The sequence below is a fragment of the Stutzerimonas sp. S1 genome (assembly GCF_025966695.1).
Lineage (GTDB): Bacteria > Pseudomonadota > Gammaproteobacteria > Pseudomonadales > Pseudomonadaceae > Stutzerimonas.
This window is the reverse complement of record NZ_JAOEIY010000006.1, coordinates 215,729-240,438: the sequence shown is the minus strand read 5'-3', so window position 1 is coordinate 240,438 and position 24,710 is coordinate 215,729. Positions and strand designations below refer to the sequence as shown.

Genomic DNA, 24,710 nt, shown 5'->3' with positions numbered 1-24,710 from the left:
AAGCCCAGAGAGGCTTGCCGATCACTGAAGGTTATCCATCGATGGACATGCAAACCCGTATTCGTCAGCTCTTCCAGGCCAGCATCGACACTAAACAACAGGCTATGGAAGTCCTTGCCCCGAGCATTGAGCAAGCCGGACAGGCCATGGTCAGCGCCCTACTCAGCGAAGGCAAGATCCTCACTTGCGGCAATGGTGGTTCCGCCGGTGATGCGCAGCACTTTTCGTCCGAACTGCTGAACCGCTTCGAGCGAGAACGTCCAAGCCTGCCGGCCATCGCACTGACGACCGATAGCTCGACGCTAACCTCCATAGCTAATGACTACAGCTACAACGAGGTTTTCTCCAAACAGATCCGCGCGCTAGGTCAGCCAGGAGATGTTCTGCTGGCCATCTCCACCAGCGGAAACTCCGCCAATGTCATCCAGGCCATTCAGGCAGCACATGATCGGGAGATGCTAGTGGTCGCGCTGACGGGCCGTGATGGAGGCGGCATGGCCTCGCTGCTGCTTCCAGAGGACGTCGAGATACGGGTGCCAGCCAAGGTCACTGCGCGCATTCAGGAAGTCCATCTGCTTGCCATCCACTGTCTGTGCGATCTGATCGACAACCAATTGTTCGGGAGTGAGGAATGAAAGCGCTGCGTCTCCATGCCATAGCCCTAGGCCTCTGCCTGGCAGCCAGCGGCTGTAGCTCGGTGCTGACTGCAACCCGCGAGGATCCGATTGCCGACAATCGCGGCACGCGCACCATCGGCAGCACTATTGACGATTCGCTCATCGAAACCAAAGCAGCCGTCAACATCGCCAAGGCCCATCCAGACCTCGATACTGGCTCGCATATCGTCGTCGCCAGTTATAACGGCGTGGTCCTGCTGGCCGGCCAAACCCCACGCAACGATCTCAAGCAAATGGCGGAACAGGCCGCAAGCTCCGTGCAACGCGTCAAGCGAGTCCACAATGAACTGCAGGTGCTGCAACCATCGTCGGCGCTAGCACGCAGCAATGACACCTGGCTGACCACCAAGATCAAGACGCAGATGCTTGCAGACAATAGCGTTCCCGGCTCTCGTATCAAAGTGATCACCGAGAACGGCATCGTTTACCTGCTCGGCCTGGTTACTCGCCAAGAAGGCAATCGCGCCACCAGTCTGGTGCAAGGCGTTGGCGGTGTTCAGCGAATCGTCAAGCTGTTTGAGTACATCGACTGAGCAGCGCGCTCTCTTCCACCGCCCAGATGGCCAACTGAAAGCGCCCACCGACCATCAGGCACGCACCAGACGGCCGACAACGCATCGCACTGTCGTGCACGTAGCGAGTTACTTCACGACCTTCAGGCTGGGCCGACCACTGGGCCGCGAACTACCACCTTTATCATCGGACGAACCACCTTCAGTGGGCGCGTCATCCGGAGGTGACGGCTCGATCTCAAAGACCATTCCCTGGCCATTTTCCCGCGCATAGATCGCCATCACAGCGTCGGAAGGGATGTACAGCGAGTGAGGTACACCGCCAAAACGACCCTCGAAGGCAATGGCCACGTTGTCCATCTGCAGGTGGCGAACTGCACTTGGCGCAACATTCAGGACAATCTGTCCATCACTGGCGAAGCCGGAAGGAATCTGGACATTGGGGTATTCCGCATTGACCAGCAAGTGAGGAGTGCAGTCGTTATCGACGATCCACTCGTAAAGAGCCCGGACCAAATAAGGGCGACTTGAAGTCATGTGAACGTCCTCTCTAGCGCATGCCGCGCTCGACCTCAGAAAGACTGGCCTGAAAAGCCTCGCGCGCAAAGTTGCGTTCCATATACTCGAGCAATGGCTTGGCCGCTCGCGGCAATTCGATGTCCAGTGTGGGCAAACGCCAGAGTATCGGCAACAGACAACAATCCACCACACTGATGTCGTCGCTCATGAAGTACGGTTTCTCAGCAAAAATCGGGGAAACGCCACTCAAGCTTTCACGCAATTCCTTACGCGCCTGACAGCGCATCTCATTGCCGGTACGCCGGTCCAAGATACGATCGACTAGCACGCACCAATCGCGCTGGATGCGATGCACCAGCAGTCGCGTATTGGCGCGAGCGACCGGATAAACCGGCAGCAGCGGCGGATGCGGATAGCGCTCCTCCAGATATTCGAGAATGACGCTCGGCTCGTACAGCACCAAATCCCGATCCACCAGCGTCGGCACGCTGGCATAAGGGTTTAGCTCAGCGAGCCGTGCCGGACATTGCCCAGGCTGCACATCGACGACCTCGACAGCGACTCCCTTTTCAGCAAGCGCAAGACGCACACGATGGGAGTAATGATCGGCCGGATCGGAATAGCAGGCCAACCGATTGGTTGCGGCCATAGGTCCTTCCTCAGTCTACTTTCTGACGGCATAAAAAACGCGCGCGCCCATTGGGCGCGCGCAAGGTACAACCGGAAAAACCGGATACTAGTGAACGTCTTTCCAGTATTCGCGCTTGAGCAGATAAGCGAATACGAAGAAGAACGCCAGGAACAGCAGCACGTAGGTACCAATACGCTGGCTCTCCAGCTTCACCGGGTTCGCCGAGTATGCCAAGAAGGTCACCAGATTCTTGATCTTCTCGTCATATTCCGCCTCGGTGAGCGTACCAGTACCCGGCTCCACAACCATCTGGTCACAGGCTTCCTTGGTAATCGGCGTGCCGGTAAGCGGATCGAACTGCTTGCGTCCGTCCTCAACGACTTGGACCTGCTTGCAGCCCATCACACGACGCCCCTGCAACGGGGCAAGCACATGCGGCATGCCAACATTCGGGAATACCGTGTTGTTGACCCCATACGGACGCGCTGGATCTTCATAGAAGCTGCGCATGTAGGAATACAGCCAATCGTTACCACGAACTCGGGCGACAAGCGTCAGATCCGGCGGAGCAGCACCAAACCATACCTTGGCATCCTCGGGCTTCATACCAATCTTCATGTGATCGCCGAATTTCGCGTCACTGAAGACGACATTTCCCATCATCACCTCTTCGGGAATACCCAAATCGGTAGCGACGCGCTCATAACGCTGATACTGCGCACTGTGGCAACCCATGCAGTAGTTTGCGAAAGTCTTCAGACCATCCTGCATCGCGGCCTTGTCCGTCAGATCGACGTCGACCTTGTCTAGATGGGGCTCGGTGCCGGCAGCGAAGGCAAAGGCCGGCAGAATCGCGAGAATCAATGCAGCAAATTGCTTTTTCATCAGCCAGCCACCCTTTGCGGAACCACTTTGGTCTTCTCGAGCTTGGTATAGAACGGCATCAGGATGAAGTAGCCGAAGTAGATAGCAGTACAGATCCGCGCCAGCAGAGTGCGCTCAGGGGTCGGAGACAGTACGCCAAGCACGCCGAGAATGATGAAGGAGATGCAGAACGCCAACAGCGCGACTTTGCTCATCCAGCCCTTGTACTTCATGGACTTGACCGGACTACGATCTAGCCAAGGCAGAACGAACAGTACTGCGATGGCAGCTCCCATGGCGATGACGCCAAGCAGCTTGTCCGGAACGGCACGCAGAATCGCGTAGAACGGCGTGAAGTACCAAACCGGCGCGATGTGCGCAGGGGTCTTAAAGGCGTTAGCGACTTCGAAGTTAGGCTTCTCGAGGAAATAGCCACCCATTTCCGGGAAGAAGAACACAATGGCGCAGAAAACGAAGAGGAACACCACCACACCGACGATGTCTTTCACCGTGTAGTAAGGGTGGAACGGAATGCCATCAAGCGGCACGCCGGCTTCATCCTTGGTCTTCTTGATGTCGACACCCATCGGGTTGTTCGAGCCCACTTCGTGGAGGGCCAGAATGTGCAACACCACCAAACCGAGGATCACGATTGGCAGCGCAATCACGTGCAAAGCGAAGAAACGGTTCAGGGTGATCCCGGAGATCAGGTAGTCACCGCGAATCCACTGAGTAAGATCGTCGCCGATGACCGGAATGGCACCAAACAGCGAGATGATCACCTGGGCGCCCCAGTAGGACATCTGCCCCCAAGGCAACAGATAGCCCATGAAGGCTTCAGCCATCAGCGCCAGGTAGATCATCATTCCGAAGATCCACACCAGCTCGCGAGGCTTCTGATAAGAACCGTAGAGCAGGCCACGGAACATATGCAGGTAGACCACCACGAAGAACGCAGAAGCACCGGTGGAGTGCAGGTAACGGATGATCCAGCCGTACTCCACGTCGCGCATGATGTACTCGACGGAAGCGAAGGCACCTTCGGCAGAAGGCTCGAAACTCATCGTTAACCAGACACCCGTCAGAATCTGGTTAACCAGTACGAGCAGCGCCAGCGAGCCAAAGAAGTACAGGAAGTTGAAGTTCTTCGGGGCGTAATATTTAGATAGATGGTCTTCCCACATCTTGGTCGCGGGGAAGCGGGCATCAACCCATTCCATGAACTTGCTCATCAGGCGTTCTCCTGGTCCACACCGATGATGATGACATTATCGGTCTCGTACGAGTGCGGGGGCACCGGCAGGTTCAAGGGAGCCGGCTGCGCTTTATAGACGCGACCAGCCATGTCGTACTTGGAGCCATGGCAAGGACAGAAGTAGCCACCCAACCAATCAGCACCGAGATCCGCCGCCGCGACTTCAGGACGGAAAGACGGGGCACATCCCAAATGCGTACAGAGACCGACAACAACCAGCAGCTCCGGCTTGATCGCACGATTCTTAGGGTCGACATAGGTCGGCTGCACCGAAGCCTTGGACTCTGGATCAGCCACCTGAGGGGCAATCTTCTCCAGATTCCCGAGAACCTCCTCGGTACGACGCACGATAAATACCGGCTGACCGCGCCATTCGGCCACCATTTGCTGGCCCGGTTCGATCTTGCTGACATTTACTCTCACCGGTGCACCGGCAGCCTTGGCCTTGGCACTAGGGAACCACGATCCCACAAACGGGACCGCGGCACCCACCGCTCCTGCAGCTCCTACCACCGAAGTGGCGGCTACAAGGAAGCGACGCCGGCCAGCATTCACGCCGTCATTGCTCATTCAGTCGTCTCCCATCAGCTTCTTATGGCCTGCTTGACACAGGCATGTACTACGTAAAATTGAGCCGCGAAAAATTCGCCAAATGGTAAAGAAAAGACCCTCATCTGACAAGGTAATAGCCGGACACAAAACAGCTACAGCCCTGTAAAATCGCGGCTTTCGGCGCGCGACACGCTGTCGCAGCAAGAGTGCACGCATAAAAAAACGCCCAGCTCTTGCGAGACTGGGCGTTTTTTTGACAGCGTAAATTAACGCTTGGAGTATTGCGGACGCTTGCGCGCCTTGCGCAGACCAACCTTCTTCCGCTCAACCTCACGAGCATCGCGGGTTACGAAGCCAGCCTTACGGAGCGAACTGCGCAGAGTCTCGTCATAAGAGATCAGAGCACGAGTGATACCATGACGGATAGCACCCGCCTGACCGCTCACGCCGCCACCCAGCACGGTGACATAGACATCGAATTTTTCGACAGTCTGAGTCAGCTCAAGTGGCTGACGAACCACCATGCGCGCAGTCTCGCGACCGAAGAAATTGTCCAGCTCACGATTATTGATCGAGATCTTGCCCGTACCCGGACGCAGGAAAACACGTGCGGTTGCGGTCTTGCGACGGCCAGTGCCGTAATTTTGAGTCGCCGACATAATGAACTATTCCGTTAAATCTTAAGTTCTTGGGGCTGCTGAGCGGCATGCGGATGATTGGCACCCTTATACACTTTCAGCTTACGGTACATGTCGCGACCCAGCGGGTTCTTCGGCAGCATGCCTTTCACCGCGGTCTCGATCACACGCTCAGGCGCCTTGGCAATCAACTTTTCGAAGTTGATCGACTTGATGCCACCCGGAAAACCAGAGTGGGAGTAGTACATCTTATCGGACGTCTTAGCACCCGTAACACGCACCTGCTCAGCATTGATGACAACGATGTAGTCGCCTGTATCAACATGAGGGGTGTATTCGGGCTTGTGCTTACCACGCAGGCGGCTAGCGATCTCGGTAGCCAGACGACCCAGGGTCTGGCCGGCAGCGTCGACGACGAACCAGTCGCGCTTGACGGTTTCCGGTTTAGCAGTAAAAGTCTTCATTCGTTATAGCCTCAGGGCCGCCCTGAAAATAAGACGGCGAATCTTACTGAATAGTGCTCGCCCTGGCAAGGCCAGGACAGCCGGAAACAGACGCTATCGGGGGCTCGGGTCAGCGCGTCCGCCACGGCAGTGATTCGGTAGGCTAGGCATCCCCTACCTTGTTTTGCGTCGTCAGACTAGGCATCCCCAACGACAGGCTGCGGAATTATCCTGATTACCCAAGAAATAGCAACCCACTTTTCTTCAGAATGGCCGCCATTCAGCACGTATAGCTTCATCCGTAACGACAACCCACGACACCTCACCTCACGCAGCAGAGGCAATCCACCCAGAACCAAAGAGCGAGAGGGCAATCTGTAACACATGAAGTACGAAGGCTTCGAACAACTGGGCAGCACCCACCGCGCAGCGGCAGCCGATTTGAAGCGCCCTCAGCGCGAATGGCAGCTGGATTAAATGCTTCGCTACGACCGCGCTCAGACCCCAGACAAATTCTTAGTGGACGCAGCGCCTCGGCTGAAGCACGTAAATATACTGGTAATCGGAGATGGCCGATGATCTCAATCCACCTGCTCAGCCCTTCCAGCACGTTCTTCGGCTGGCTTATTTATGGGCTAGCCCTGACTTGGGCAGGAGTCCGCAGCCCCTGGATCGAACTGTTCAGCGATACGCGCAAACAACATCTATTTTTTGGCGCGATGCTATCCATCTTTTTGCTTTGGCTGGTTCGTCGCGACTTCGAGTCAGGACTGTCCATCCATTTTATCGGACTCACCGCCGTCACACTGCTGCTTGGCTGGCCCTTAGCGATACTCGCTGCGTTCGCGGCGCAAATTGGACTCACCGCAACCGGACACCTGCATCTCGGAGTGCTTGGTGTGAATGGTGTGTTACTTGTGCTAATCCCGGTTCTGATCACCGAAGCATGCGCATCGCTGCTCGAACGCACGCAGCCACGCAATCTCTTCGTATATATTTTTTTTGCTGGATTTTTCCCAGCCGCACTGGCGACACTACTCTGCGTAACAGCTTCGCTGGGAATACTTTGGGTCGACGGGCAACTTCCCATGCCGCCCTGGCTGGAAGATTTTGCCGGCTATATCTGGCTGATCATGTTTCCAGAGGCCTTCATAAATGGTACTGCAGTAACCGCCCTAGTAGTTCTTTGCCCGGAATGGCTAGAAACCTTCAACCGCAGCCGCTACCTGCAGACTCCCTGGAAAGAGGGAGAATGATTACCAACCCACTCAGAGCGCGCAGACAATAAACACTAGTGGTGCCTAGCTGGGAAATCATCAGAAAACAGCTCATCCTCGACATCGCCGCCGGGAATTGCATGCTCCTCGGCAGCCCATGCACCAAGGTCAATAAGCTTGCAGCGCTCCGAGCAAAAGGGCCGAAAAGGACTTTGCTCGCCCCACTCAACAAGCGCACTACAGGTGGGGCATTTCACAACAGCCGAACTCACTCCCGCCCTCCTCGAAGCTTCAGATAAAAAGCATGCAAACGCTCAACCTCCGAGCGCAACCAAGCGATGTCACGATCATTTACCAACACATCATCGGCATAGCGCAGGCGCTCCTCTCGACCGACCTGGCGCTTTAGTATCGAACGGACCTGCTCTTCGGATACCCGATCACGAAGCAGTGTGCGCCGTATCTGCGTGTCTTCCGGCGCATCGACGACCAGCACGCGATCCACGCGCCGAAATTGGCCAGACTCAATCAACAGCGGAGAAACCAAAATCGCATAGGGGAACTGTGCGCAAGCCAAATATCGATCAATCTCTTCACGAATCAACGGGTGCAGTAAGCGCTCCAACCATTCGCGCTCTTCTGCATGTTGGAATACCCGCTCGCGTAGCGCAGCCCGATTCAGCTCCCCGCTAGGCAGCACGATATCTGTTCCGAAATGGGCAACGATTTGCGCAAGCGCCGGCCTACCCGGCTCAACTACCCAGCGTGCCGCCTCATCCGCATCGACCAGAGGCACGCCGAGCTCAACGAAGCACTTTGCTGCCGCACTCTTGCCGCTCCCGATTCCGCCCGTCAGACCCAAAACCCAAGGTTTCATTCGACTCACTCCCCACCACGACAGGCAGTAGTAGCGCCTCGCTGCCAGATCCGCAAGCGCCGGAAGCAAAGACCCCCCCCATCCAACAGAGCAGCAATACTTGTCGCCGGCCTGCGAACCCCGCCGGCTAGAAGCGCACCAATTGCAGATAACCAGCAGTGATCATGTCACCCCAGATCAAAGCCACCCATCCCGCGACTGCCAAAAAGGGACCAAATGGGATTGGGGTCCCGTGCTCAGCCCTGCGCATACGCAGCATAATGCTCCCGAGCACCGCCCCAACAACGGACGACAACAGTATGGTCAGGGGCAGTATCTGCCAGCCCCCCCAAGCCCCGAGCATGGCGAGCAGCTTGAAATCGCCATAGCCCATACCTTCCTTACCCGTGACCAGCTTGAACAGCCAGTAAACCGACCACAGGCTTAGATAACCCGCTACCGCCCCCCACAGCGCAGTCTCGAGGGAGACGAACAGTCCGAAATTGTTGAGGATAAGCCCCATCCAAAGCAGCGGCAGCACCAACGCGTCAGGCAATAGTTGATGGTCGATGTCGATCATGCTCATGGCCAGCAAGGCCCAGGTTAGCAACAGCATCGCACCTGCATGCCAGGAGAATCCGAAATGCCACGCGACATAACCTGACAGGAGGCCGCAAGCCAGCTCCACCAGGGGATAACGGCAACTAATCGGCGCACGACAGGATGAGCATTTACCACGCAGAGCGAGCCAGCTGACTAGAGGGATGTTTTCCCAGGCTCGAATCTCATGGCCACAGTGCGGACAACGTGAGTTCGGCAATAGAAGATTGAAGCGCTGACCGGGCGATTCCGGCGGATATTCCAGAAATTCTCTTGCCTGAATACGCCATTCCCGCTGCATCATGATCGGCAAACGGTAGATCACGACATTGAGAAAACTGCCAACCAGCAATCCAAGCACGACTGCAGATAAAACAAAGGCCAGCACATGGCTGGCCAATAGCTCAAACATCATCAAGTTATCCAACCACGCTACCCAGCTGGAAGATCGGCAGATACATAGCAATGATCAACCCACCCACCAACACACCCAAGACCGCCATAATCATCGGCTCCATCAGAGTAGTAAGGTTGTCCACCATATTATCGACTTCAGCCTCATAGAAGCTTGCAAGCTTGTCGAGCATCTCGTCTAGCGAGCCGGACTCCTCGCCAATCGCCGTCATCTGGATCGCCATCGATGGAAAAATTCCGGTGGTGCGCATCGAGAAATTCAATTGAACACCTGATGACACATCGTTGCGAATTTTCCCGACCGCATTGCGGAACACCACGTTGCCGGTTGCTCCCGCGACCGAATCCAGGGCATCAACCAACGGCACCCCTGCAGCAAAGGTGGTAGATAGCGTCCGCGCATACCTAGCTACCACTGATTTATAAAGAATATCGCCAACAATTGGCAGTTTGAGCAGAAGGCGATCCATAGAGTCACGGAACTTCTCCGATCTCTGATATGCATTCTTAAAAAGAAATACGCCTAAAAAAAGCACAAAAAATACGATGTACCACCATTCCTGCAACCAACGGGAAAGCTGGACCACCATCTTAGTGAAGGCAGGGAGCTCTGCGCCGAACCCCTGGAAAACACTTTCGAACTGCGGAACAACCTTTATCAACAGAATGGCCGAAACGATGATCGCCACTACGATTACCGCGATCGGATACGTCATAGCTTTCTTGATCTTGGCTTTAAGCGCTTCGGTTTTTTCCTTGTACGTTGCCACCCGATCCAAGAGAGTTTCGAGCGCACCAGACTGCTCCCCCGACTCAACCAGATTGCAATACAGATCATCGAAGTATTGCGGCTTTTTGCGTAGCGAACCGGCAAAGCTATTACCTGCAGCCACCTCCTGCTTAATCTCATCGACTAACTTGCGCATTTTGGGATTATCGAAACCTTCCCCGATGATGTCGAAAGACTGAAGCAGTGGTACGCCGGCCTTCATCATGGTGGCCATTTGCCGAGTGAACAAGGCAATGTCCATCGGCTTGATTTTCTTGCCCGCCCCGAACAAGGAAACGGCCTTCTTGCGAACCTTCAGCGGATTGATGCCCTGCTTGCGGAGCTGCGCCTTGATCAGTGCCGGGCTCTGGCCTGCCAGCTCCCCCTTGACCTTGCCACCTTTTCTGTCGGTGCCTTCCCAGGTGAAAACACTGGTTTTCAACGCTCTTTCCGCCATGGTTAATCCTTGGTCACGCGGTTGACTTCTTCCAGACTGGTGACGCCGTTCATGGCTTTTACCAGCCCCGAAATACGCAAATCATTGAAACCATCTTTGCGCGCCTGCAAGGCGATATCGATGGAATTACCTTCTTCCATGATAAGCCGTTGCAGAGCCGGCGTGATTTTAACCACTTCATAAATACCGACACGGCCCTTGTACCCACCCTTGCAGCTATCGCAGCCCACAGGACCGTACAGCTTGAAAGTGCCGATCTTTTCTTCTGGAAATCCTTCCTTGAGCAGCACGTCACGCGGCACATCAATTTCCTGCTTGCAGCTCGGGCAAAGCTTGCGTGCCAGTCGTTGCGCGATAATTAGATTTACGGAGGTTGCGATATTGAACGCCGGAACGCCCATGTTTCGAAGACGGGTGAGCGTTTCCGCAGCACTGTTGGTGTGCAACGTGGACATCACCATGTGACCAGTTTGCGCTGCCTTGATGGCTATCTCGGCAGTTTCGAGATCCCGAATCTCCCCCACCATGATGATATCCGGGTCCTGACGCAGAAACGCGCGTAGCGCCTGAGCGAAATCCATTCCCTGCCGCGGATTGACGTTAACCTGGTTGATACCCTCAAGGTTGATCTCTACCGGGTCTTCCGCCGTAGAGATATTCACATCGACCGTATTGAGAATGTTCAAGCCCGTGTATAGCGACACCGTCTTGCCCGAACCGGTCGGCCCGGTCACCAAGATCATGCCCTGCGGCTGCTTCAAAGCATTCATATAAAGCTCTTTCTGATCGTCCTCGTAGCCCAGAGCGTCAATACCCATCTTGGCACTGGATGAATCCAGAATCCGCATCACGATTTTCTCGCCCCACAACGTGGGTAGCGTATTGACGCGAAAATCTATGGACTTGGTCTTAGAGACCTTCATCTTGATGCGTCCATCCTGCGGCTTGCGCCGCTCAGCGATGTCGAGACTCGCCATCACCTTGAGGCGCGCGGAGATTCGACTGACCAACTGCACGGGCGGGCGAGCCACTTCGTGCAACATACCGTCAGTACGGAAGCGCACGCGGTAGCTCTTTTCATAAGGCTCGAAATGCAAATCGGATGAACCACCTTTGATTGCATCCAGCAGCATCTTGTTAACAAAGCGGACAACAGGAGCATCATCGGCTTCGTTATGCTCGCCTGCGTCATCCTTCGTCTCTGCACTTACCTCGATATCCAGATCATCAAGATCCGAGCCGCTCAAACCATCGAGCGCCGTACTAGCGGATTCGAAGAACTTTTCAATGGCCTCACCGAGCTTGTCATCCTCGACCAACACCGCCTCGACTGAAAGCCCGGTGTTGAATTGAATATCACTGATCGCTTGATGATTGGTCGGATCCGAGACCGCCACATACAGCTTGTTACCACGACGCTGTAACGGCAGCGCACGATGCTGACGAACGAGCTTCTCACTAACCAGATCCTTCGGCTGGGTTTCCCTGTCTAGCGCCCCTAGATCAAAAATTGGAACGCCAAACTGCTCACCCGCGATGTCAACCAGCACCCGCCCTTTGACCAGTTTGTTTTGAACCAGCCAGGTCACCAGCGGCACCTGATTGCGTTGAGCCTGCAGGTGAGCCTGCGCTGCCGCTTTTTCGTCCAACTGACCCGACAGGACGAGCTGCCGCGCGAGACCACCGAGAGGAACAGTTTCGTTCATGGGATTCAACCGAGACTGAAAGAATCGCTGCCTTATAACGCAGTTCCGGCCATGAGCAAAATCCATCAAAACAAAGTGGCATTTTTTGTCAGCTACTGACCGCAGACGCCAAACCACGTTAGCAAATTTAACTAATCTCGCTTACGGATTGCAGCTTGTCGTACACCCAGTTCGGGTGACCGCAAGAATGACGAGACCTACGCCTCCTCGACACGCCTCCGCCTTGAAGGCCGCTGGAAATGGCGGCCTTTGGTGAACGAACTGCAAGCCCGGCACTCGGACCACCATCATTGAAACACCTCACAAACAGCGAACCACTGCACATCATTCGGCAGCAACAAAATCCCACGACTTGATTGGCACAGAAGCTGCTGCTCTTTTGCCGGGTCTAGGACCTTACCAACATAGGAGCTTTTCCATGAAGTCCATCAAGAAGCAAAAAGGTTTCACTCTCATTGAACTGATGATCGTGGTTGCGATCATCGGCATTCTGGCTGCCATTGCCATTCCGCAATTCAACGAATATCGCGCCAAGGCCAACGACTCTACCGCTCAGGCTGATGCCAAAAATAGCATCAGCGTAATGACCGCTGCCCAACGCTAAAACGCAGACTGAATCAAGAGGATAAAATTTATGAATATTAAAGCTTCTGCACTGATTCTGGCCCTTAGCATGAGCGCATCTAGCGTTATGGCTGCCGGCACCGCCATCCAATCCGGTCAACCAATTACTGGCGGAGATGCTGGAGATTGCGTACTGCTGGGCGATAACGTAAGCCTGAACCTCTCCAAAGACGTCTATGGCGCTTATTCTTGCACCGAAGTAAGCAGCGCGATCAAAGTCGCGACCTGCCATAAATCTGGTAGCCGCAAGCCAACAAACGTATCCTGCGCCGTTACTGGTGAAGATGCTTCTGGTAATCCGACATATAACGGCCCCGGCTGCGACGGCACCGCTGGTCAGACATTCGAAATTACTGACTACCGTGCATTTGTAGCAAACAGTCGCGGTGGCTCCGTTAGCGCGACCGACCTCGGCGGCTCCTGTAGCGACGCGCAAGTAGGCGGCCTGAGCCACTTTAATGATTAATTGAAGCATTAGGCTGGAGGGAAGCCCCTCCAGCCTTAAACTTTATAGAGCCTAAATCATGCCCGAAACAAGCAAGGAGTCAGCTTTCACACTGATAGAACTTTTGATAGTTTTGGCAATTATCGCAACCCTCGTAGCAATCGCCACACCCCAATACTACGAATACAAAAGCAGAAGTAATGATGCGCAAGCTCAAGCCGACGCAAAGAACTCGATTCAAACAATGACTGCCAATCTAGCGCGCTGAGCAGGACATTAAGTCGTTGACTGATCAGTCGCCCCATCTTAAGATCATCAATTGCTAGCGATGAAGCCCTGCAACCCGTCCAACTTGCAGAGTTTATAGAAGCAGTAAATTGTCCAGGTTCCGCGACCGACATGTTCCGCCGAGACATACCTCAAAGCCAGGCAGATCAGCGCGTAGGAACGCCGTTGCGTTAATTGAAAATATTCTATGCAAACCTCAACCAATATCGCGATTGGCTTGCAACTTTCCTTCCGCACGAACTTCGTCTGGTTGGCTAGCGGCGCTCTCGTTTTATTAATCCTAGCAGCATCCCTATCTGCACAGTTCAGCGGCCGCCAACCAGCAACTGTAGCACTAGATGTTGGCCTTTCGATGATCCGCCTATTATTACCGTTTGTGTTGATCCTAACGACACAAGATTTACTATCTCGAGAATTCGACCGGCGCTACTTTCTCAATACGTTTTCTTACCCACACTCACGGCGCAGGCTATTACTTGGTCGCTTTTTGGCATCTACAACATTAACCTTAGGTTTATTGATACTACTCGCAGGCGCCCTCGCTCTACTTGCCTGGACCGCTGAAAAGGACTATGCACAGGCTAGCCCCGTTTCGCTTGGCCTTCCTTACATGATCACTATTACTTTCATTGGACTAGATATCTTGTTGCTATCAGCATTAGCAACCTTTATAGCAGTTGTTGCATCCACACCCAGTCTCGTTCTTCTCGGCACCGTCGGTTTTATGCTGATCGCCCGCTCGTTCTCTACCATCATCGAGCTATTGACGCGCAGCAGCTACGTGGTCGAAGACCCAGAAAGCTACCGCTCCGGTCTTACTTTACTGGGCTATTTGCTACCCGATCTCGGCGCACTAGATGTCCGAGAGATCGCACTGTACGGCAAGATGCAGTTCTTGCCAGCAGACTGGGGCTGGCTAGTTGTATCCACCCTCGCTTACGTGATCGGCTTGCTCGCGTTGGCAACATGGGCACTCAATCGCAAGCGCTTTTCCTGATATGAGGCAGCGTTGTGCCCCACTACTAGCATTACTGAGCTTTACCCTGTTTTTTGGTACTGCATTCTGGCGTACCCAGCTCCCACCACAATTGACGCCTCCGATTGCAAAAGATCGGGTCGTTATCTCTGCACCTATTTTGCTTGCGCTGTATGGCGGAGACCGTTTTCTGACCGCGAACTTGGAGGCCATGCGCCTCGCCACCACCGGAATCAATGACCGGGGTACCGATATTGATTATCTGGTCCGAGCTCAACGCGAAGTAGCCCGCCTGAATCCTTGCCATGAAGACAACTATTATCTGGCCAACGGTTTGCTCACCTGGGGCGGCGCGGTAGAACAGGGCAACGAGGTGTTGCGCGCTGCCGTCGAATGCCGCTTCTGGGACGAGTTCCCGCCGTTCTTCTATGGCATCAATCTTTCATTCTTCCAGCACGACAACGAAGCCGCCGCCCGCGTGCTGGAGATCGGTGCGAAGCGCTCGACAGGCAACGCCGCGGCCATGCGCAAGCTGGCGGTGATGCTTCGGGCAGAGCAACTTGCCGACGAGCATCTGGCATTGAATTACTTGACCCAGCAACGCGACAGCGCAACGGATCAGAAACTACGTGACATGTTGGACAAGCGAGTCACCCGCTTACAGGGCCTAATCGACCTGCGCACCGCCCAGCATGATTACGAAGCGGTACATGGTCCGCTACGAGAACTCCAACTGCTGGTCGATCTAGGCATTATTAATGAGCTGCCTCACGACCCTCTCCGCCTCGGCTACGAGCTTCGCGACGGGCGCATCGAGCTGAAAAAACTGAAGATCGCCGGACTGGAGGAACAGCCTTGAGCGCTGCCGTTGAGTTTCAGGGTGTCAGCCATACCTTCAAGACGAAAGGCAAACAGGTACAAGCAGTTCGCGATGTGAGCTTTAGCCTTTCCGAGGGCGAGGTGTTCGGCTTTGTCGGCCCCAATGGCGCAGGCAAGTCCACCACAATCAAGATCATGCTAGACATCATCAATGACTATCAGGGTCGGGTGACAATTTACGGCACGGACGCTCACCGTGCTGAGGCACGTCAGGGCTTGGCATATGTACCCGAAGCACCTGCACTGTACGATCAGTTCACTCCACTGGAAATCCTGCGCATGGGCTTGTCCATGTACGGCATCAAGCGCAGCGACGCCGATGCCTGGTGTATGCAATGGCTCGAGCGATTTTCCATCGCAGAGTACGCCAAGCGACGGATTCGCCAGCTCTCCAAAGGTAACGTGCAGCGAACCGCCCTGGCCCACGCGATGGTCGTAGAGCCGCGACTGTTGATTCTCGACGAGCCGCTCTCTGGACTGGATCCTGTAGGTCGTAAAGATGTGGTCGACATCCTCAACGACTACAAAAAACAGGGCGGCGCAATCTTCTTCACCTCGCATGTGCTGCACGACGTCGAGCGAATCGCCGACCGCTTCGGTTTCATCAATAAAGGCCAGTTACTGACGGTCCGATCCCCTCGAGAGCTCGCTGCGGAGCGAGCTGGTCATTTCATCATCCGGTACCAAGCTGACCTCCCACTCACTGCAGGCTGTACCGTTCTGCGCCCCGGGGAGTTCGAATGCGAGATTGAGCAATCCAGGCTGCCTGAACTTATCGCTCAGCTGAATAACACCAGCGGGCATTTGCTCGCCCTTCAGCCGGCCGTCTCCTTGGAAACCGTATTCTTCCGAATTCTCGAAGAAGCTAATTGACCACTCAGCAGCAAACAGGTTTCTCTCGCACAAAAGAAAGCCCCGCATCCGCGGGGCTTTCTTTCTACCAAGCTGTCTTTAGACAACGCCTTGATCGCGCAACAGACTCATCACCTGCCTGACGCCCTCTTCCAGGGACGTCATTTCGCTATCAACCACCAAGTCAGCACCCAGCGGCACATCGTAGGGGAACGACTCGCCCGGAATATTATCCCCGCCCGCCGCATACAAACCCTGCGGATCGCGCTGGCGGCAGGCTTGCGGGGAGGCCTGGACGTAGACGGTGATCAGTCGATCATCACCAATCAGCGCCCTGGCCTGCTCGCGACCTTCAGCATCCGGAGCAACGAAAGCGGCCAGCGTGAGCAGGCCTGCCTCGTTGAACTGCCGTGCTACATGCGCTGCGCGACGCCAATTCTCGGTGCGCCCGGCGCGATCCTGCGGTAGCCCTTTGTTCAAGTCGTGACGCAGGTTCTGGCCGTCGAGGACGTATACCGCGCGGCCCATATCGAACAGCTTGCGCTCCACGGCATAGGCCAGCGTGCTCTTGCCGGCGCCGGACAGGCCGGTGAACAGCACAGTCGCGGGCTGCTGGCCGAATCGCGCGGCGCGCTCTTCGGTGGAGACATGAGCTAGGGCCCCGTGATGGTCGCCTGTGCCGTGAGCAACCGGTTCGGCAATGATCATTCCGGCGCCGACGGTGCCATTGGTCAGGCGATCAATGACGATGAAGGCGCCAGTCGTGCGGTTCTGCGCATAGCCGTCCAGCGCAATCGGCGCATCCAAGCTGACCTTGACCTTGCCGATCTCATTCAGCTGCAGGCTGCTCGCCACGCCCTTCTCCAGCGTGTTCACATCCACCTTGTGAGTGATGCTGGCTATCGAGCCTGGCACATAACTGGTGGCGCGCTTGATGTCATATTTCTTGCCCGGCAGCATCGGCTCCTCGCCCATCCACACCAGCATGGCGTCGAAGCTGTCGGCGATGCGCGGACGATTGTCGGCATGCACCAGCATATCGCCGCGCGAGACGTCGATCTCGTCTTCCAGCGTCAGGGTGATGGCCTCGCCCGGGGTGGCCTGCTCCAGCTCACCGTCGAAAGTGACGATGGATTTGATTCGGCTGGTCTTGCCGGACGGCAGGACGGCGATCTCGTCGCCCTTGCGCACGATGCCGCTGGCGAGCGTACCGGCGAAGCCACGGAAGTTCAGATTGGGACGATTGACGTACTGCACCGGGAAACGCAGATCGTCGAAATTGCGATCGCCGGCGATCTCGACACTTTCGAGAATCTCCATCAGCGACTGGCCGTCGTACCAGGGCGCGCGTTCGCTGCGGTTGACCACGTTGTCGCCCTTGAGCGCCGACATCGGCACGAAGAATAGCGAGGTCGACTGCAGCCCAATACGCTCGGCGAACGCCAAGTAGTCAGCCTTGATTCGCTCGAATACGGCCTGATCGAAGTCCATCAGGTCCATCTTGTTGATGGCCACAACGATGTGCTTGATGCCCAGCAGCGAGGCGATATAGCTATGGCGGCGCGTCTGCGTCTGCACGCCGTAGCGAGCGTCGACCAGGATGATCGCCAGGTCGCAGGTGGATGCGCCGGTGGCCATGTTGCGGGTGTACTGCTCGTGGCCGGGGGTGTCGGCGATGATGAACTTGCGCTTGGCTGTGCTGAAATAGCGATAGGCAACATCGATGGTGATGCCCTGCTCGCGCTCGGCTTGCAGACCGTCGACCAGCAACGCCAGATCAACCTCGTCACCGGTGGTACCGACCTTCTTCGAGTCGCGGGTGATGGCTTCCAGGTGATCTTCGTAGATCATCTTTGAATCGTGCAGCAGACGGCCGATCAGCGTGCTCTTGCCATCGTCGACGTTGCCGCAAGTAAGGAAGCGCAGCAGTTCCTTGCGCTCGTGTTGCGCCAGGTAGGCGAGGATATCCTCGCTGATCAGATCGGATTGGTGAGACATGGTGCGAATCCTTAGAAGTAGCCCTGGCGTTTCTTTTCTTCCATCGAGCCGGCCTGATCGTGGTCGATCACGCGGCCTTGGCGCTCGGATGTACGGGTCAGCAGCATTTCCTGGATGATTTCCGGCAGCGTGGTCGCCGTGGACTCCACCGCGCCGGTCAGCGGGTAGCAGCCGAGGGTGCGGAAACGCACCATCTTCTTGGTGATGCGTGCCTTCTCGTCATCGGACAGGTGCTCGAGGATGCGCTCGTCGTCGATCATGATCAGCGTGCCGTTCTTCTCGATCACCTCGCGTTCGGCGGCGAAGTACAGCGGCACAATCGGAATCTGCTCCAGATAGATGTACTGCCAGATGTCCAGTTCGGTCCAGTTGGACAACGGGAAAACGCGGATCGACTCGCCTTTCTTGACCTTGCCGTTGTACACGTTCCACAGCTCGGGACGCTGGTTCTTTGGATCCCAGCGGTGCTTGCTGTCGCGGAAGGAACAGACGCGCTCCTTGGCGCGTGACTTCTCTTCATCGCGGCGCGCACCACCGAAGGCCGCATCGAAGCCGTACTTGTCCAGTGCCTGCTTGAGTCCCTCGGTCTTCATCACGTCGGTGTGCTTGGCGCTACCGTGGGTAAACGGGTTGATGTCCTGGGCGATGCCATCCGGGTTGACGTGGGTGATCAGGTCCAGGCCCATCTCGGCGACCATGCGCTCGCGGAAGCGGTACATCTCCTGAAACTTCCAGCGCGTATCAACATGCATCACCGGAAAGGGCAGCTTGCCGGGGTAGAAGGCCTTGCGCGCCAGGTGCAACATCACGGCCGAATCCTTGCCGATGGAGTAAAGCATTACCGGGTTACCGAACTCGGCAGCCACCTCGCGGATGATGTGGATGCTTTCCGCCTCCAGCTGTTTCAGATGCGTCAGTTTGTCGACCATGGCTACTCACGGATTGTGCAGATGGAACGGCCGGGGGCCGTGGAGAGGCGCCAACTCTAGCACGCGGCCAGATTCTAATCAGGACGCCTTTTAGATCGAAATCTTATAGTTTTATAGCTGCGATCCTTGCTACTCGGCTTTGCGACGTAGCGAACGAACGACTCAGGCCGGGTTGTCGCAATCGATGAACAGATGGTCGATGGCAAACAGCGTCGCCAGATACTCGCCGAGCGCCTGCACGCCGTAGCGCTCGGTAGCGTGATGTCCCGCGGCGATGAAGCTCAAGCCGTTCTCGCGGGCGATGTGCACGGTAGGCTCGGATACCTCACCGGTCAGGTATGCGTCCACTCCAGCAGCTACCGCCTGCCCGATATAGCCCTGGGCGCCGCCCGTACACCAGGCGATGCGCCTGATCGGACGCCCACCATCGATCAGCAGAGGCTCGCGACCAAGCGCGTCCTGCACCCTCTTTCCGAAATCCGCCGGCATCATGGGCGTCTGCAGCGAGCCGACCAGACCGACCGATCTCGGATTATCCGGCTCCAGCGCCCCCTCCGCGACCAGGCCGAGTACGCGCGCAAGCTGCACATTGTTGCCGACCTCCGGGTGCACATCCAACGGCAGGTGGTAGGCCAACAGGCTGATGTCGTTGTTCAGCAGGGTCTTCAGTCGGCGTTGCTTGATACCGACGATGCGGGCATCTTCGTTTTTCCAGAAGTAACCGTGATGCACCAGGATCGCATCGGCCTGCGCCTCGACCGCCGCGTCCAGCAGCGCCTGGCTCGCGGTAACGCCACTAATAATGCGACGGACCTGAGACCGTCCTTCGACCTGCAGGCCGTTGGGGCAGTAGTCGACGATCCTCGCAACATTCAGATAACGATCACACTCTTCGACCAGCTTCGTCAGCTCAACGGTCATGGGTAACCTCTCGAATCGGTGGGGCACGTCAGCCGGACGGTTCCGGATCAGCGCACGGAGCTGCGCCGCACTGGCTCACACTCACTTTGTGGCGGGCTCTTCACTGACGTGCAGCGCGGAGCTGCATTTCGCCTGCAGCTTCGTATAATGCCGCCACCTTAAGGGGCGCTCCTCGCGCTCGCAACCTGTCCGGACCCCTTGCGATGCTCAATGCCCTGCGTTTTATTGGCTGGCCGCTGCTGGTAGGCATACTCGCCGCCCTGCTGATCATCCAGCGCTATCCGCAGCTGGTCGGCGGCACGGCTGACAGTTACACCCTGGAGCGGGCGCCGCAGGCCCTCACGCCAACGCAAGGGCCATACTCCTATGCCGCGGCGGTCAGCGGCGCGGCGCCAGCGGTGGCCAACTTGTACACCACCAAGGTGATCGACAAGCCGCAGCAGCAACCGCTGGCCAAGGACCCGGTATACCAGCGATTCTTCGGCGACAACCTGCCACGCCAGCGGCGCATGGAGTCCAGCCTCGGTTCGGCGGTGATCATGAGTCCAGAAGGCTATCTGCTGACCAACAATCATGTCACCGCCAACTCTGAGCAGATCGTGGTAGCGCTGCGCGACGGCCGAGAAACCCTCGCACGCGTCATCGGCAGCGACCCGGAAACCGATCTGGCGGTTCTCAAGATCGACCTAGCCGAGTTGCCAGTGATCAAGGTCGGGCAGTCTGACAGCATCCGCATCGGCGATGTCACGTTGGCCATCGGCAACCCGTTCGGCGTCGGCCAGACGGTTACGATGGGGATCATCAGCGCCACCGGCCGCAACCAGCTGGGGCTGAATACCTACGAGGACTTCATCCAGACTGACGCGGCGATCAACCGCGGCAACTCCGGCGGAGCCTTGGTGGACGCCGCCGGGAACCTCATCGGCATCAATACCGCAATCATCTCGGAGTCCGGCGGCTCGCAGGGTATCGGCTTCGCAATTCCGGTGAAGCTGGCACTGGAGGTGATGAACTCGATCATCGAACATGGCCAGGTGATTCGCGGCTGGCTAGGCGTCGAGGTGCAGTCGCTGACCCAGGAGCTGGCCGAATCGTTCGGTCAGGAAGGGCGGCCGGGAATCGTCGTCGCCGGAGTCTATCGCGATGGTCCGGCGGAACGCGCCGGCCTGCAGCCTGGCGACCTGATTCTGAGCATCGATGGCAAACAGGCCAGCGACGGCCGCACGTCAATGAATCAGGTCGCGCGTACACGTCCGGGCGACGAGATCGATATCGACATCCTGCGTAACGGCAAGCCACTGACCCTCACTGCAGAAGTGGGTGTGCGCCCGCCGGCGGCTAGCAGCCCCAGCGCCACCAGCCCTGAATAGCAGCGCGCCGCTGATCGCCAGCGATCGTCGACACGCATAGCATGGCGGGCGGGCTCAGCGAGCCAGCGCATCCAACAGCGCCCGATTCTGCTCCGGCGTACCGATGGTGATGCGCAGGAACTGCTCAATGCGCGGATGCTTGAAGTGCCGCACGATCACGCCCTGCTCCCGCAGGCCCGCGGCGATAAGCGCCGCATCGCGCTGCGGATGCCGGGCGAAGATGAAATTCGCCGCCGACGGCAGCACGTCGAAACCCAGCGCGCGCAACGCATCGACCACCGCTTCACGGCTGGCGATGACCTGACGGCAAGTCTCCTGGAAATACTCGCGATCCTCGAATGCAGCGGCGGCGCCGGCAATGGCGATTCGGTCCAGCGGATAGGAGTTGAAGCTGTTCTTGATCCGCTCCAGCGCCTCGATCAGGTCGGGATGACCGACCGCGAGGCCGACGCGCAGGCCGGCCAGTGAGCGTGACTTCGAGAGGGTCTGCGCCACCAGCAGATTCGGGTAGCGATCGACCAATGCAATGGCCGACTCGCCGCCGAAGTCGACATAGGCCTCATCCACCAGCACTACGGAGTCCGGGTTGGCCTGCAACAGCCGCTCGATGGCATCCAGCGCCAGCAGGCAGCCAGTCGGCGCGTTCGGGTTGGGGAAGATGATGCCGCCGTTCGGCCGATCGTAGTCGGCTACCTCGATCTGGAACTGCGCATTCAACGCGACGGTCTCGTAGGCGATGCCGTAGAGCCCGCAATAGACCGGATAGAAGCTGTAGGTCACATCGGGGAACAGCAGCGGACGGCCATGCTGGAACAAACCGTGAAAGGCGTGTGCAAGCACCTCGTCGGAGCCATTGCCGACGAACACCTGGTTCGGCTGCACGCCGTAGTAGTCGGCGACCGCCTGCTTGAGGCGCTCGCCGTTGGGGTCCGGATACAGGCGCAGGTTGTCGTTGACCTCCGCCTGCATCGCCGCGATCGCGCGAGGCGACGGGCCATAGGGATTTTCATTGGTGTTGAGCTTGACCAGCTTATTCAGCTTCGGCTGCTCGCCCGGCACGTAAGGCACCAGGTCCTTGACGAAGGGGCTCCAGAATTTGCTCATTGCCCTTTCACTCCTCGAAATTCGCTCGATCTATCGACCGCGGGTGAACGGCTTAGCCGCACCCACAGCACTCATTCTTTGATCCGGTATTCGGCGCTGCGGGCATGGGCAGTCAGCGACTCGCCACGGGCGAGGACCGACGCGACCTTACCCAGGTTCGACGCCCCTTCGGCCGAGCAGTAAATGATCGAGGAGCGCTTCTGGAAATCGTACACACCCAGCGGCGAGGAGAAGCGCGCAGTTCCTGAAGTCGGCAGTACGTGGTTGGGGCCGGCGCAGTAATCACCCAGCGCCTCGGCGGTGTAGCGCCCCATGAAGATCGCCCCGGCGTGACGGATCTGCGGCAGGTACTGCTCGGGGTTTTCCACTGACAGCTCCAGATGCTCGGGAGCGACACGGTTGGCCACCTCGATGGCCTGCTGCATGTCGGCGACCTGAATCAGCGCGCCACGCCCCTGGATGGATGTACGCGCGATCTCGGCACGCTCCAGGGTGGGCAGCAACCGCGCGATGCTCTCGGCGACCTTGTCGAGGAACGCCGCGTCCGGGCTGACCAGGATCGACTGGGCATCCTCGTCGTGCTCGGCTTGAGAAAATAGGTCCATGGCGATCCAGTCCGGATCGGTCTGACCGTCGCAGACCACAAGAATCTCCGAAGGCCCAGCGATCATGTCGATACCGACCTTGCCGAACACATGGCGCTTGGCAGTGGCAACGTAGATGTTGCCCGGGCCGACGATCTTGTCCACCGGCGGCACGCTCTCGGTGCCATACGCCAGGGCGGCAACCGCCTGGGCGCCACCGATGGTGAATACCCGGTCGACCCCAGCCAGGGCGGCAGCGGCCAACACCAGCTCGTTGATCTCACCGCGCGGCGTGGGTACTACCATTACGACTTCTGGGACACCGGCAACCTTGGCCGGGATCGCATTCATCAGCACCGAGGACGGATAGGACGCCTTGCCGCCGGGCACATAGAGCCCGGCACGATCCAGCGGTGTGACCTTCTGACCGAGCACGGTGCCGTCCGCCTCGGTGTAGCTCCAGGAGTCCTGGCGTTGTTTCTCGTGATAGGCGCGCACGCGTTCAGCGGCAATCTCCAACGCTTCGCGCTGCGCCGGCGTGATGCGCTCAAGGGCCTGTTCGAGTCGCGCGCGCGGCAGAATCAGATCGCCCATGGAGGCGACTTCCAGGCCATCGAAACGCTCGGTTAGTTCAACCAGTGCGGCATCGCCGCGCTCGCGCACGGCCTTGATGATCTCCAGGACCCGCTGATTGACGCCGTCATCAGACACGCTTTCCCAGCTCAGCAGATGGTCAAGATGCTGGCCGAAATCAGCATCTGCAGCGTTGAGTCGGCGAATAGCGTTGGGAGCGGTCATAGCGGGCCTCGTGATTGGCTAAGCATCGGAAACTGCTCGTGATCGTTGCGACTGCAACGATTCGAAGATCAGGCTCTCAGGCGCCGCTAGATTACCAAGCCGGCCGTGCGGGCACCTGAGAATTTCGGCTATGACACGGATAGGCGGGGGCGCGGCCACGGCCACGCGGAAGATCAGTGTTGGTGTCGCTCAACGGCCGCATGCAGGGAGTCGATCAGCGCCTGAATCCGCGCATGCTGCATCTTCATCGAAGCCTTGTTGACCACCAATCGCGAGCTGATCGTCGCAATCAGCTCCTGCGGCTCGAGCCCATTGGCACGGAGTGTGTTGCCCGTATCCACCACGTCGATGATCTTGTCGGCGAGCCCGACCAGCGGCGCCAGTTCCATCGAACCGTAGAGCTTGATGATGTCGACCTGCCGCCCCTGCTCGGCATAGTAGCGCTTGGCGACATTGACGAACTTGGTCGCCACCCGCAACCGGCCTTTCGGCTCCGGCGCACCGACCTTGCCGGCAGTCATCAGCTTGCAATTGGCTATGCGCAAATCCAGCGGCTCGTATAGCCCCTGCCCGCCATACTCCATCAGCACATCCTTGCCGGCGACCCCGAGGTCGGCAGCGCCATGCTCGACATAGGTCGGCACATCGGTGGCACGGACGATAAGCAGGCGCACGTCATCCTGCGTAGTCGGAATGATCAACTTGCGGCTTTTGTCCGGATTCTCGGTCGGCACAATGCCGGCCTCGGCCAGCAGCGGCAAGGTGTCATCGAGAATGCGGCCTTTGGACAGCGCGATGGTGAGCATGGAGCAGATTTCCTTTGGAACCGGGG

At 57.4% G+C, this 24,710-nt stretch carries 27 protein-coding genes; 9 read left to right on the top strand and 18 right to left on the bottom strand.

Features of this window, described 5'->3' with window-relative positions:
- The first annotated feature begins 41 nt into the window (after nucleotides 1-41).
- Both N8H22_RS14775 and N8H22_RS14770 read left to right on the top strand, forming a co-directional pair.
- A complete protein-coding gene (locus N8H22_RS14775; protein WP_264591266.1) occupies nucleotides 42-635 on the top strand; it encodes a phosphoheptose isomerase in 594 nt (197 codons plus the stop codon).
- Nucleotides 632-1,210 carry a BON domain-containing protein gene (locus N8H22_RS14770; protein ID WP_264591265.1) on the top strand — a complete coding sequence of 193 codons (579 nt, stop codon included), beginning with the start codon at nucleotides 632-634 and terminating at the stop codon, nucleotides 1,208-1,210. Before N8H22_RS14775 ends, N8H22_RS14770 begins: the two co-directional genes overlap by 4 nt.
- A 108-nt stretch (nucleotides 1,211-1,318) precedes the next feature.
- Here the strand turns inward: N8H22_RS14770 and N8H22_RS14765 are convergent, their stop codons facing one another.
- The 7 genes from N8H22_RS14765 to rplM form a co-directional block, all read right to left on the bottom strand.
- Nucleotides 1,319-1,726: a ClpXP protease specificity-enhancing factor gene (locus tag N8H22_RS14765; protein WP_264591264.1), complete on the bottom strand. Its 408-nt coding sequence runs from the start codon at nucleotides 1,724-1,726 to the stop codon at nucleotides 1,319-1,321.
- 13 nt (nucleotides 1,727-1,739) lie between these two features.
- Nucleotides 1,740-2,357, bottom strand: a complete 618-nt coding sequence (locus N8H22_RS14760; protein ID WP_264591263.1) for a glutathione S-transferase N-terminal domain-containing protein — start codon at nucleotides 2,355-2,357, stop codon at nucleotides 1,740-1,742.
- A gap of 87 nt (nucleotides 2,358-2,444) precedes the next feature.
- A complete protein-coding gene (locus tag N8H22_RS14755) occupies nucleotides 2,445-3,224 on the bottom strand; it encodes a cytochrome c1 (protein WP_264591262.1) in 780 nt (259 codons plus the stop codon).
- Nucleotides 3,224-4,435 carry a cytochrome bc complex cytochrome b subunit gene (locus tag N8H22_RS14750; protein WP_264591261.1) on the bottom strand — a complete coding sequence of 404 codons (1,212 nt, stop codon included), beginning with the start codon at nucleotides 4,433-4,435 and terminating at the stop codon, nucleotides 3,224-3,226. The genes N8H22_RS14755 and N8H22_RS14750 overlap by 1 nt, the downstream gene beginning before the upstream one ends.
- Nucleotides 4,435-5,028 carry a ubiquinol-cytochrome c reductase iron-sulfur subunit gene (gene petA, locus N8H22_RS14745; protein ID WP_264591260.1) on the bottom strand — a complete coding sequence of 198 codons (594 nt, stop codon included), beginning with the start codon at nucleotides 5,026-5,028 and terminating at the stop codon, nucleotides 4,435-4,437. The genes N8H22_RS14750 and petA overlap by 1 nt, the downstream gene beginning before the upstream one ends.
- A gap of 248 nt (nucleotides 5,029-5,276) precedes the next feature.
- Nucleotides 5,277-5,669: a 30S ribosomal protein S9 gene (gene rpsI, locus N8H22_RS14740; RefSeq protein ID WP_264591259.1), complete on the bottom strand. Its 393-nt coding sequence runs from the start codon at nucleotides 5,667-5,669 to the stop codon at nucleotides 5,277-5,279.
- Nucleotides 5,670-5,683: 14 nt separating this feature from the next.
- Nucleotides 5,684-6,112, bottom strand: a complete 429-nt coding sequence (rplM, locus tag N8H22_RS14735; RefSeq protein WP_264591258.1) for a 50S ribosomal protein L13 — start codon at nucleotides 6,110-6,112, stop codon at nucleotides 5,684-5,686.
- Nucleotides 6,113-6,666: 554 nt separating this feature from the next.
- On the opposite strand from rplM, the gene N8H22_RS14730 reads away from it, so the two are divergent.
- A complete protein-coding gene (locus N8H22_RS14730; RefSeq protein ID WP_264591257.1) occupies nucleotides 6,667-7,347 on the top strand; it encodes an energy-coupling factor ABC transporter permease in 681 nt (226 codons plus the stop codon).
- A 35-nt stretch (nucleotides 7,348-7,382) separates the two neighbouring features.
- On the opposite strand, the gene yacG is transcribed toward N8H22_RS14730, so the two are convergent.
- The 5 genes from yacG to pilB form a co-directional block, all read right to left on the bottom strand.
- Nucleotides 7,383-7,580, bottom strand: a complete 198-nt coding sequence (gene yacG, locus N8H22_RS14725; protein ID WP_264591256.1) for a DNA gyrase inhibitor YacG — start codon at nucleotides 7,578-7,580, stop codon at nucleotides 7,383-7,385.
- Nucleotides 7,577-8,185, bottom strand: a complete 609-nt coding sequence (gene coaE, locus N8H22_RS14720; protein ID WP_264591255.1) for a dephospho-CoA kinase — start codon at nucleotides 8,183-8,185, stop codon at nucleotides 7,577-7,579. The genes yacG and coaE overlap by 4 nt, the downstream gene beginning before the upstream one ends.
- Before the next feature lie 127 nt (nucleotides 8,186-8,312).
- Nucleotides 8,313-9,182 carry an A24 family peptidase gene (locus N8H22_RS14715; protein WP_264591457.1) on the bottom strand — a complete coding sequence of 290 codons (870 nt, stop codon included), beginning with the start codon at nucleotides 9,180-9,182 and terminating at the stop codon, nucleotides 8,313-8,315.
- 1 nt (nucleotide 9,183) lies between these two features.
- Nucleotides 9,184-10,404: a type II secretion system F family protein gene (locus N8H22_RS14710; protein ID WP_264591254.1), complete on the bottom strand. Its 1,221-nt coding sequence runs from the start codon at nucleotides 10,402-10,404 to the stop codon at nucleotides 9,184-9,186.
- A 2-nt stretch (nucleotides 10,405-10,406) separates the two neighbouring features.
- Entirely contained in the window at nucleotides 10,407-12,110 is a 1,704-nt protein-coding gene (gene pilB / locus N8H22_RS14705) for a type IV-A pilus assembly ATPase PilB (protein WP_264591253.1), read from the bottom strand.
- A 418-nt stretch (nucleotides 12,111-12,528) separates the two neighbouring features.
- Here pilB and N8H22_RS20080 point away from each other — a divergent pair, with 418 nt between their 5' ends.
- The 5 genes from N8H22_RS20080 to N8H22_RS14675 all read left to right on the top strand — a co-directional run bounded on the left by N8H22_RS20080 (nucleotide 12,529) and on the right by N8H22_RS14675 (nucleotide 16,195).
- Entirely contained in the window at nucleotides 12,529-12,714 is a 186-nt protein-coding gene (locus N8H22_RS20080; RefSeq protein ID WP_272890827.1) for a prepilin-type N-terminal cleavage/methylation domain-containing protein, read from the top strand.
- A gap of 30 nt (nucleotides 12,715-12,744) precedes the next feature.
- Nucleotides 12,745-13,200, top strand: coding sequence for a hypothetical protein (locus tag N8H22_RS14695; RefSeq protein ID WP_264591252.1), 456 nt, complete (start codon nucleotides 12,745-12,747; stop codon nucleotides 13,198-13,200).
- Nucleotides 13,201-13,654: 454 nt separating this feature from the next.
- Nucleotides 13,655-14,464, top strand: a complete 810-nt coding sequence (locus N8H22_RS14685) for an ABC transporter permease subunit (RefSeq protein WP_264591251.1) — start codon at nucleotides 13,655-13,657, stop codon at nucleotides 14,462-14,464.
- A 190-nt stretch (nucleotides 14,465-14,654) separates the two neighbouring features.
- Complete coding sequence (locus tag N8H22_RS14680; protein ID WP_264591250.1) at nucleotides 14,655-15,302, top strand: hypothetical protein; 648 nt, start codon at nucleotides 14,655-14,657, stop codon at nucleotides 15,300-15,302.
- The gene (locus tag N8H22_RS14675; protein ID WP_264591249.1) at nucleotides 15,299-16,195 is read left to right on the top strand and encodes an ABC transporter ATP-binding protein; all 897 of its coding nucleotides are present in this window, start codon (nucleotides 15,299-15,301) and stop codon (nucleotides 16,193-16,195) included. Before N8H22_RS14680 ends, N8H22_RS14675 begins: the two co-directional genes overlap by 4 nt.
- Nucleotides 16,196-16,273: 78 nt before the next feature.
- Here the strand turns inward: N8H22_RS14675 and cysN are convergent, their stop codons facing one another.
- The 3 genes from cysN to N8H22_RS14660 form a co-directional block, all read right to left on the bottom strand.
- A complete protein-coding gene (gene cysN / locus N8H22_RS14670) occupies nucleotides 16,274-18,172 on the bottom strand; it encodes a sulfate adenylyltransferase subunit CysN (RefSeq protein WP_264591248.1) in 1,899 nt (632 codons plus the stop codon).
- An 11-nt stretch (nucleotides 18,173-18,183) separates the two neighbouring features.
- A complete protein-coding gene (gene cysD, locus N8H22_RS14665) occupies nucleotides 18,184-19,101 on the bottom strand; it encodes a sulfate adenylyltransferase subunit CysD (RefSeq protein WP_264591247.1) in 918 nt (305 codons plus the stop codon).
- Between the two features lie 162 nt (nucleotides 19,102-19,263).
- Nucleotides 19,264-20,022, bottom strand: coding sequence for a Nif3-like dinuclear metal center hexameric protein (locus tag N8H22_RS14660; RefSeq protein WP_264591246.1), 759 nt, complete (start codon nucleotides 20,020-20,022; stop codon nucleotides 19,264-19,266).
- A 203-nt stretch (nucleotides 20,023-20,225) separates the two neighbouring features.
- On the opposite strand from N8H22_RS14660, the gene algW reads away from it, so the two are divergent.
- Nucleotides 20,226-21,392 carry a Do family serine endopeptidase AlgW gene (gene algW, locus N8H22_RS14655; RefSeq protein WP_264591245.1) on the top strand — a complete coding sequence of 389 codons (1,167 nt, stop codon included), beginning with the start codon at nucleotides 20,226-20,228 and terminating at the stop codon, nucleotides 21,390-21,392.
- 54 nt (nucleotides 21,393-21,446) lie between these two features.
- Here algW and hisC read toward each other — a convergent pair whose 3' ends face one another.
- The 3 genes from hisC to hisG all read right to left on the bottom strand — a co-directional run bounded on the left by hisC (nucleotide 21,447) and on the right by hisG (nucleotide 24,684).
- Nucleotides 21,447-22,496 (bottom strand): histidinol-phosphate transaminase, encoded by a 1,050-nt coding sequence (gene hisC, locus N8H22_RS14650; protein ID WP_264591244.1) that lies wholly within the window; start codon nucleotides 22,494-22,496, stop codon nucleotides 21,447-21,449.
- A 71-nt stretch (nucleotides 22,497-22,567) separates the two neighbouring features.
- Entirely contained in the window at nucleotides 22,568-23,878 is a 1,311-nt protein-coding gene (gene hisD / locus N8H22_RS14645) for a histidinol dehydrogenase (protein WP_264591243.1), read from the bottom strand.
- Nucleotides 23,879-24,051: 173 nt separating this feature from the next.
- Nucleotides 24,052-24,684, bottom strand: a complete 633-nt coding sequence (gene hisG / locus N8H22_RS14640) for an ATP phosphoribosyltransferase (RefSeq protein WP_264591242.1) — start codon at nucleotides 24,682-24,684, stop codon at nucleotides 24,052-24,054.
- Between the last annotated feature and the right edge of the window lie 26 nt (nucleotides 24,685-24,710).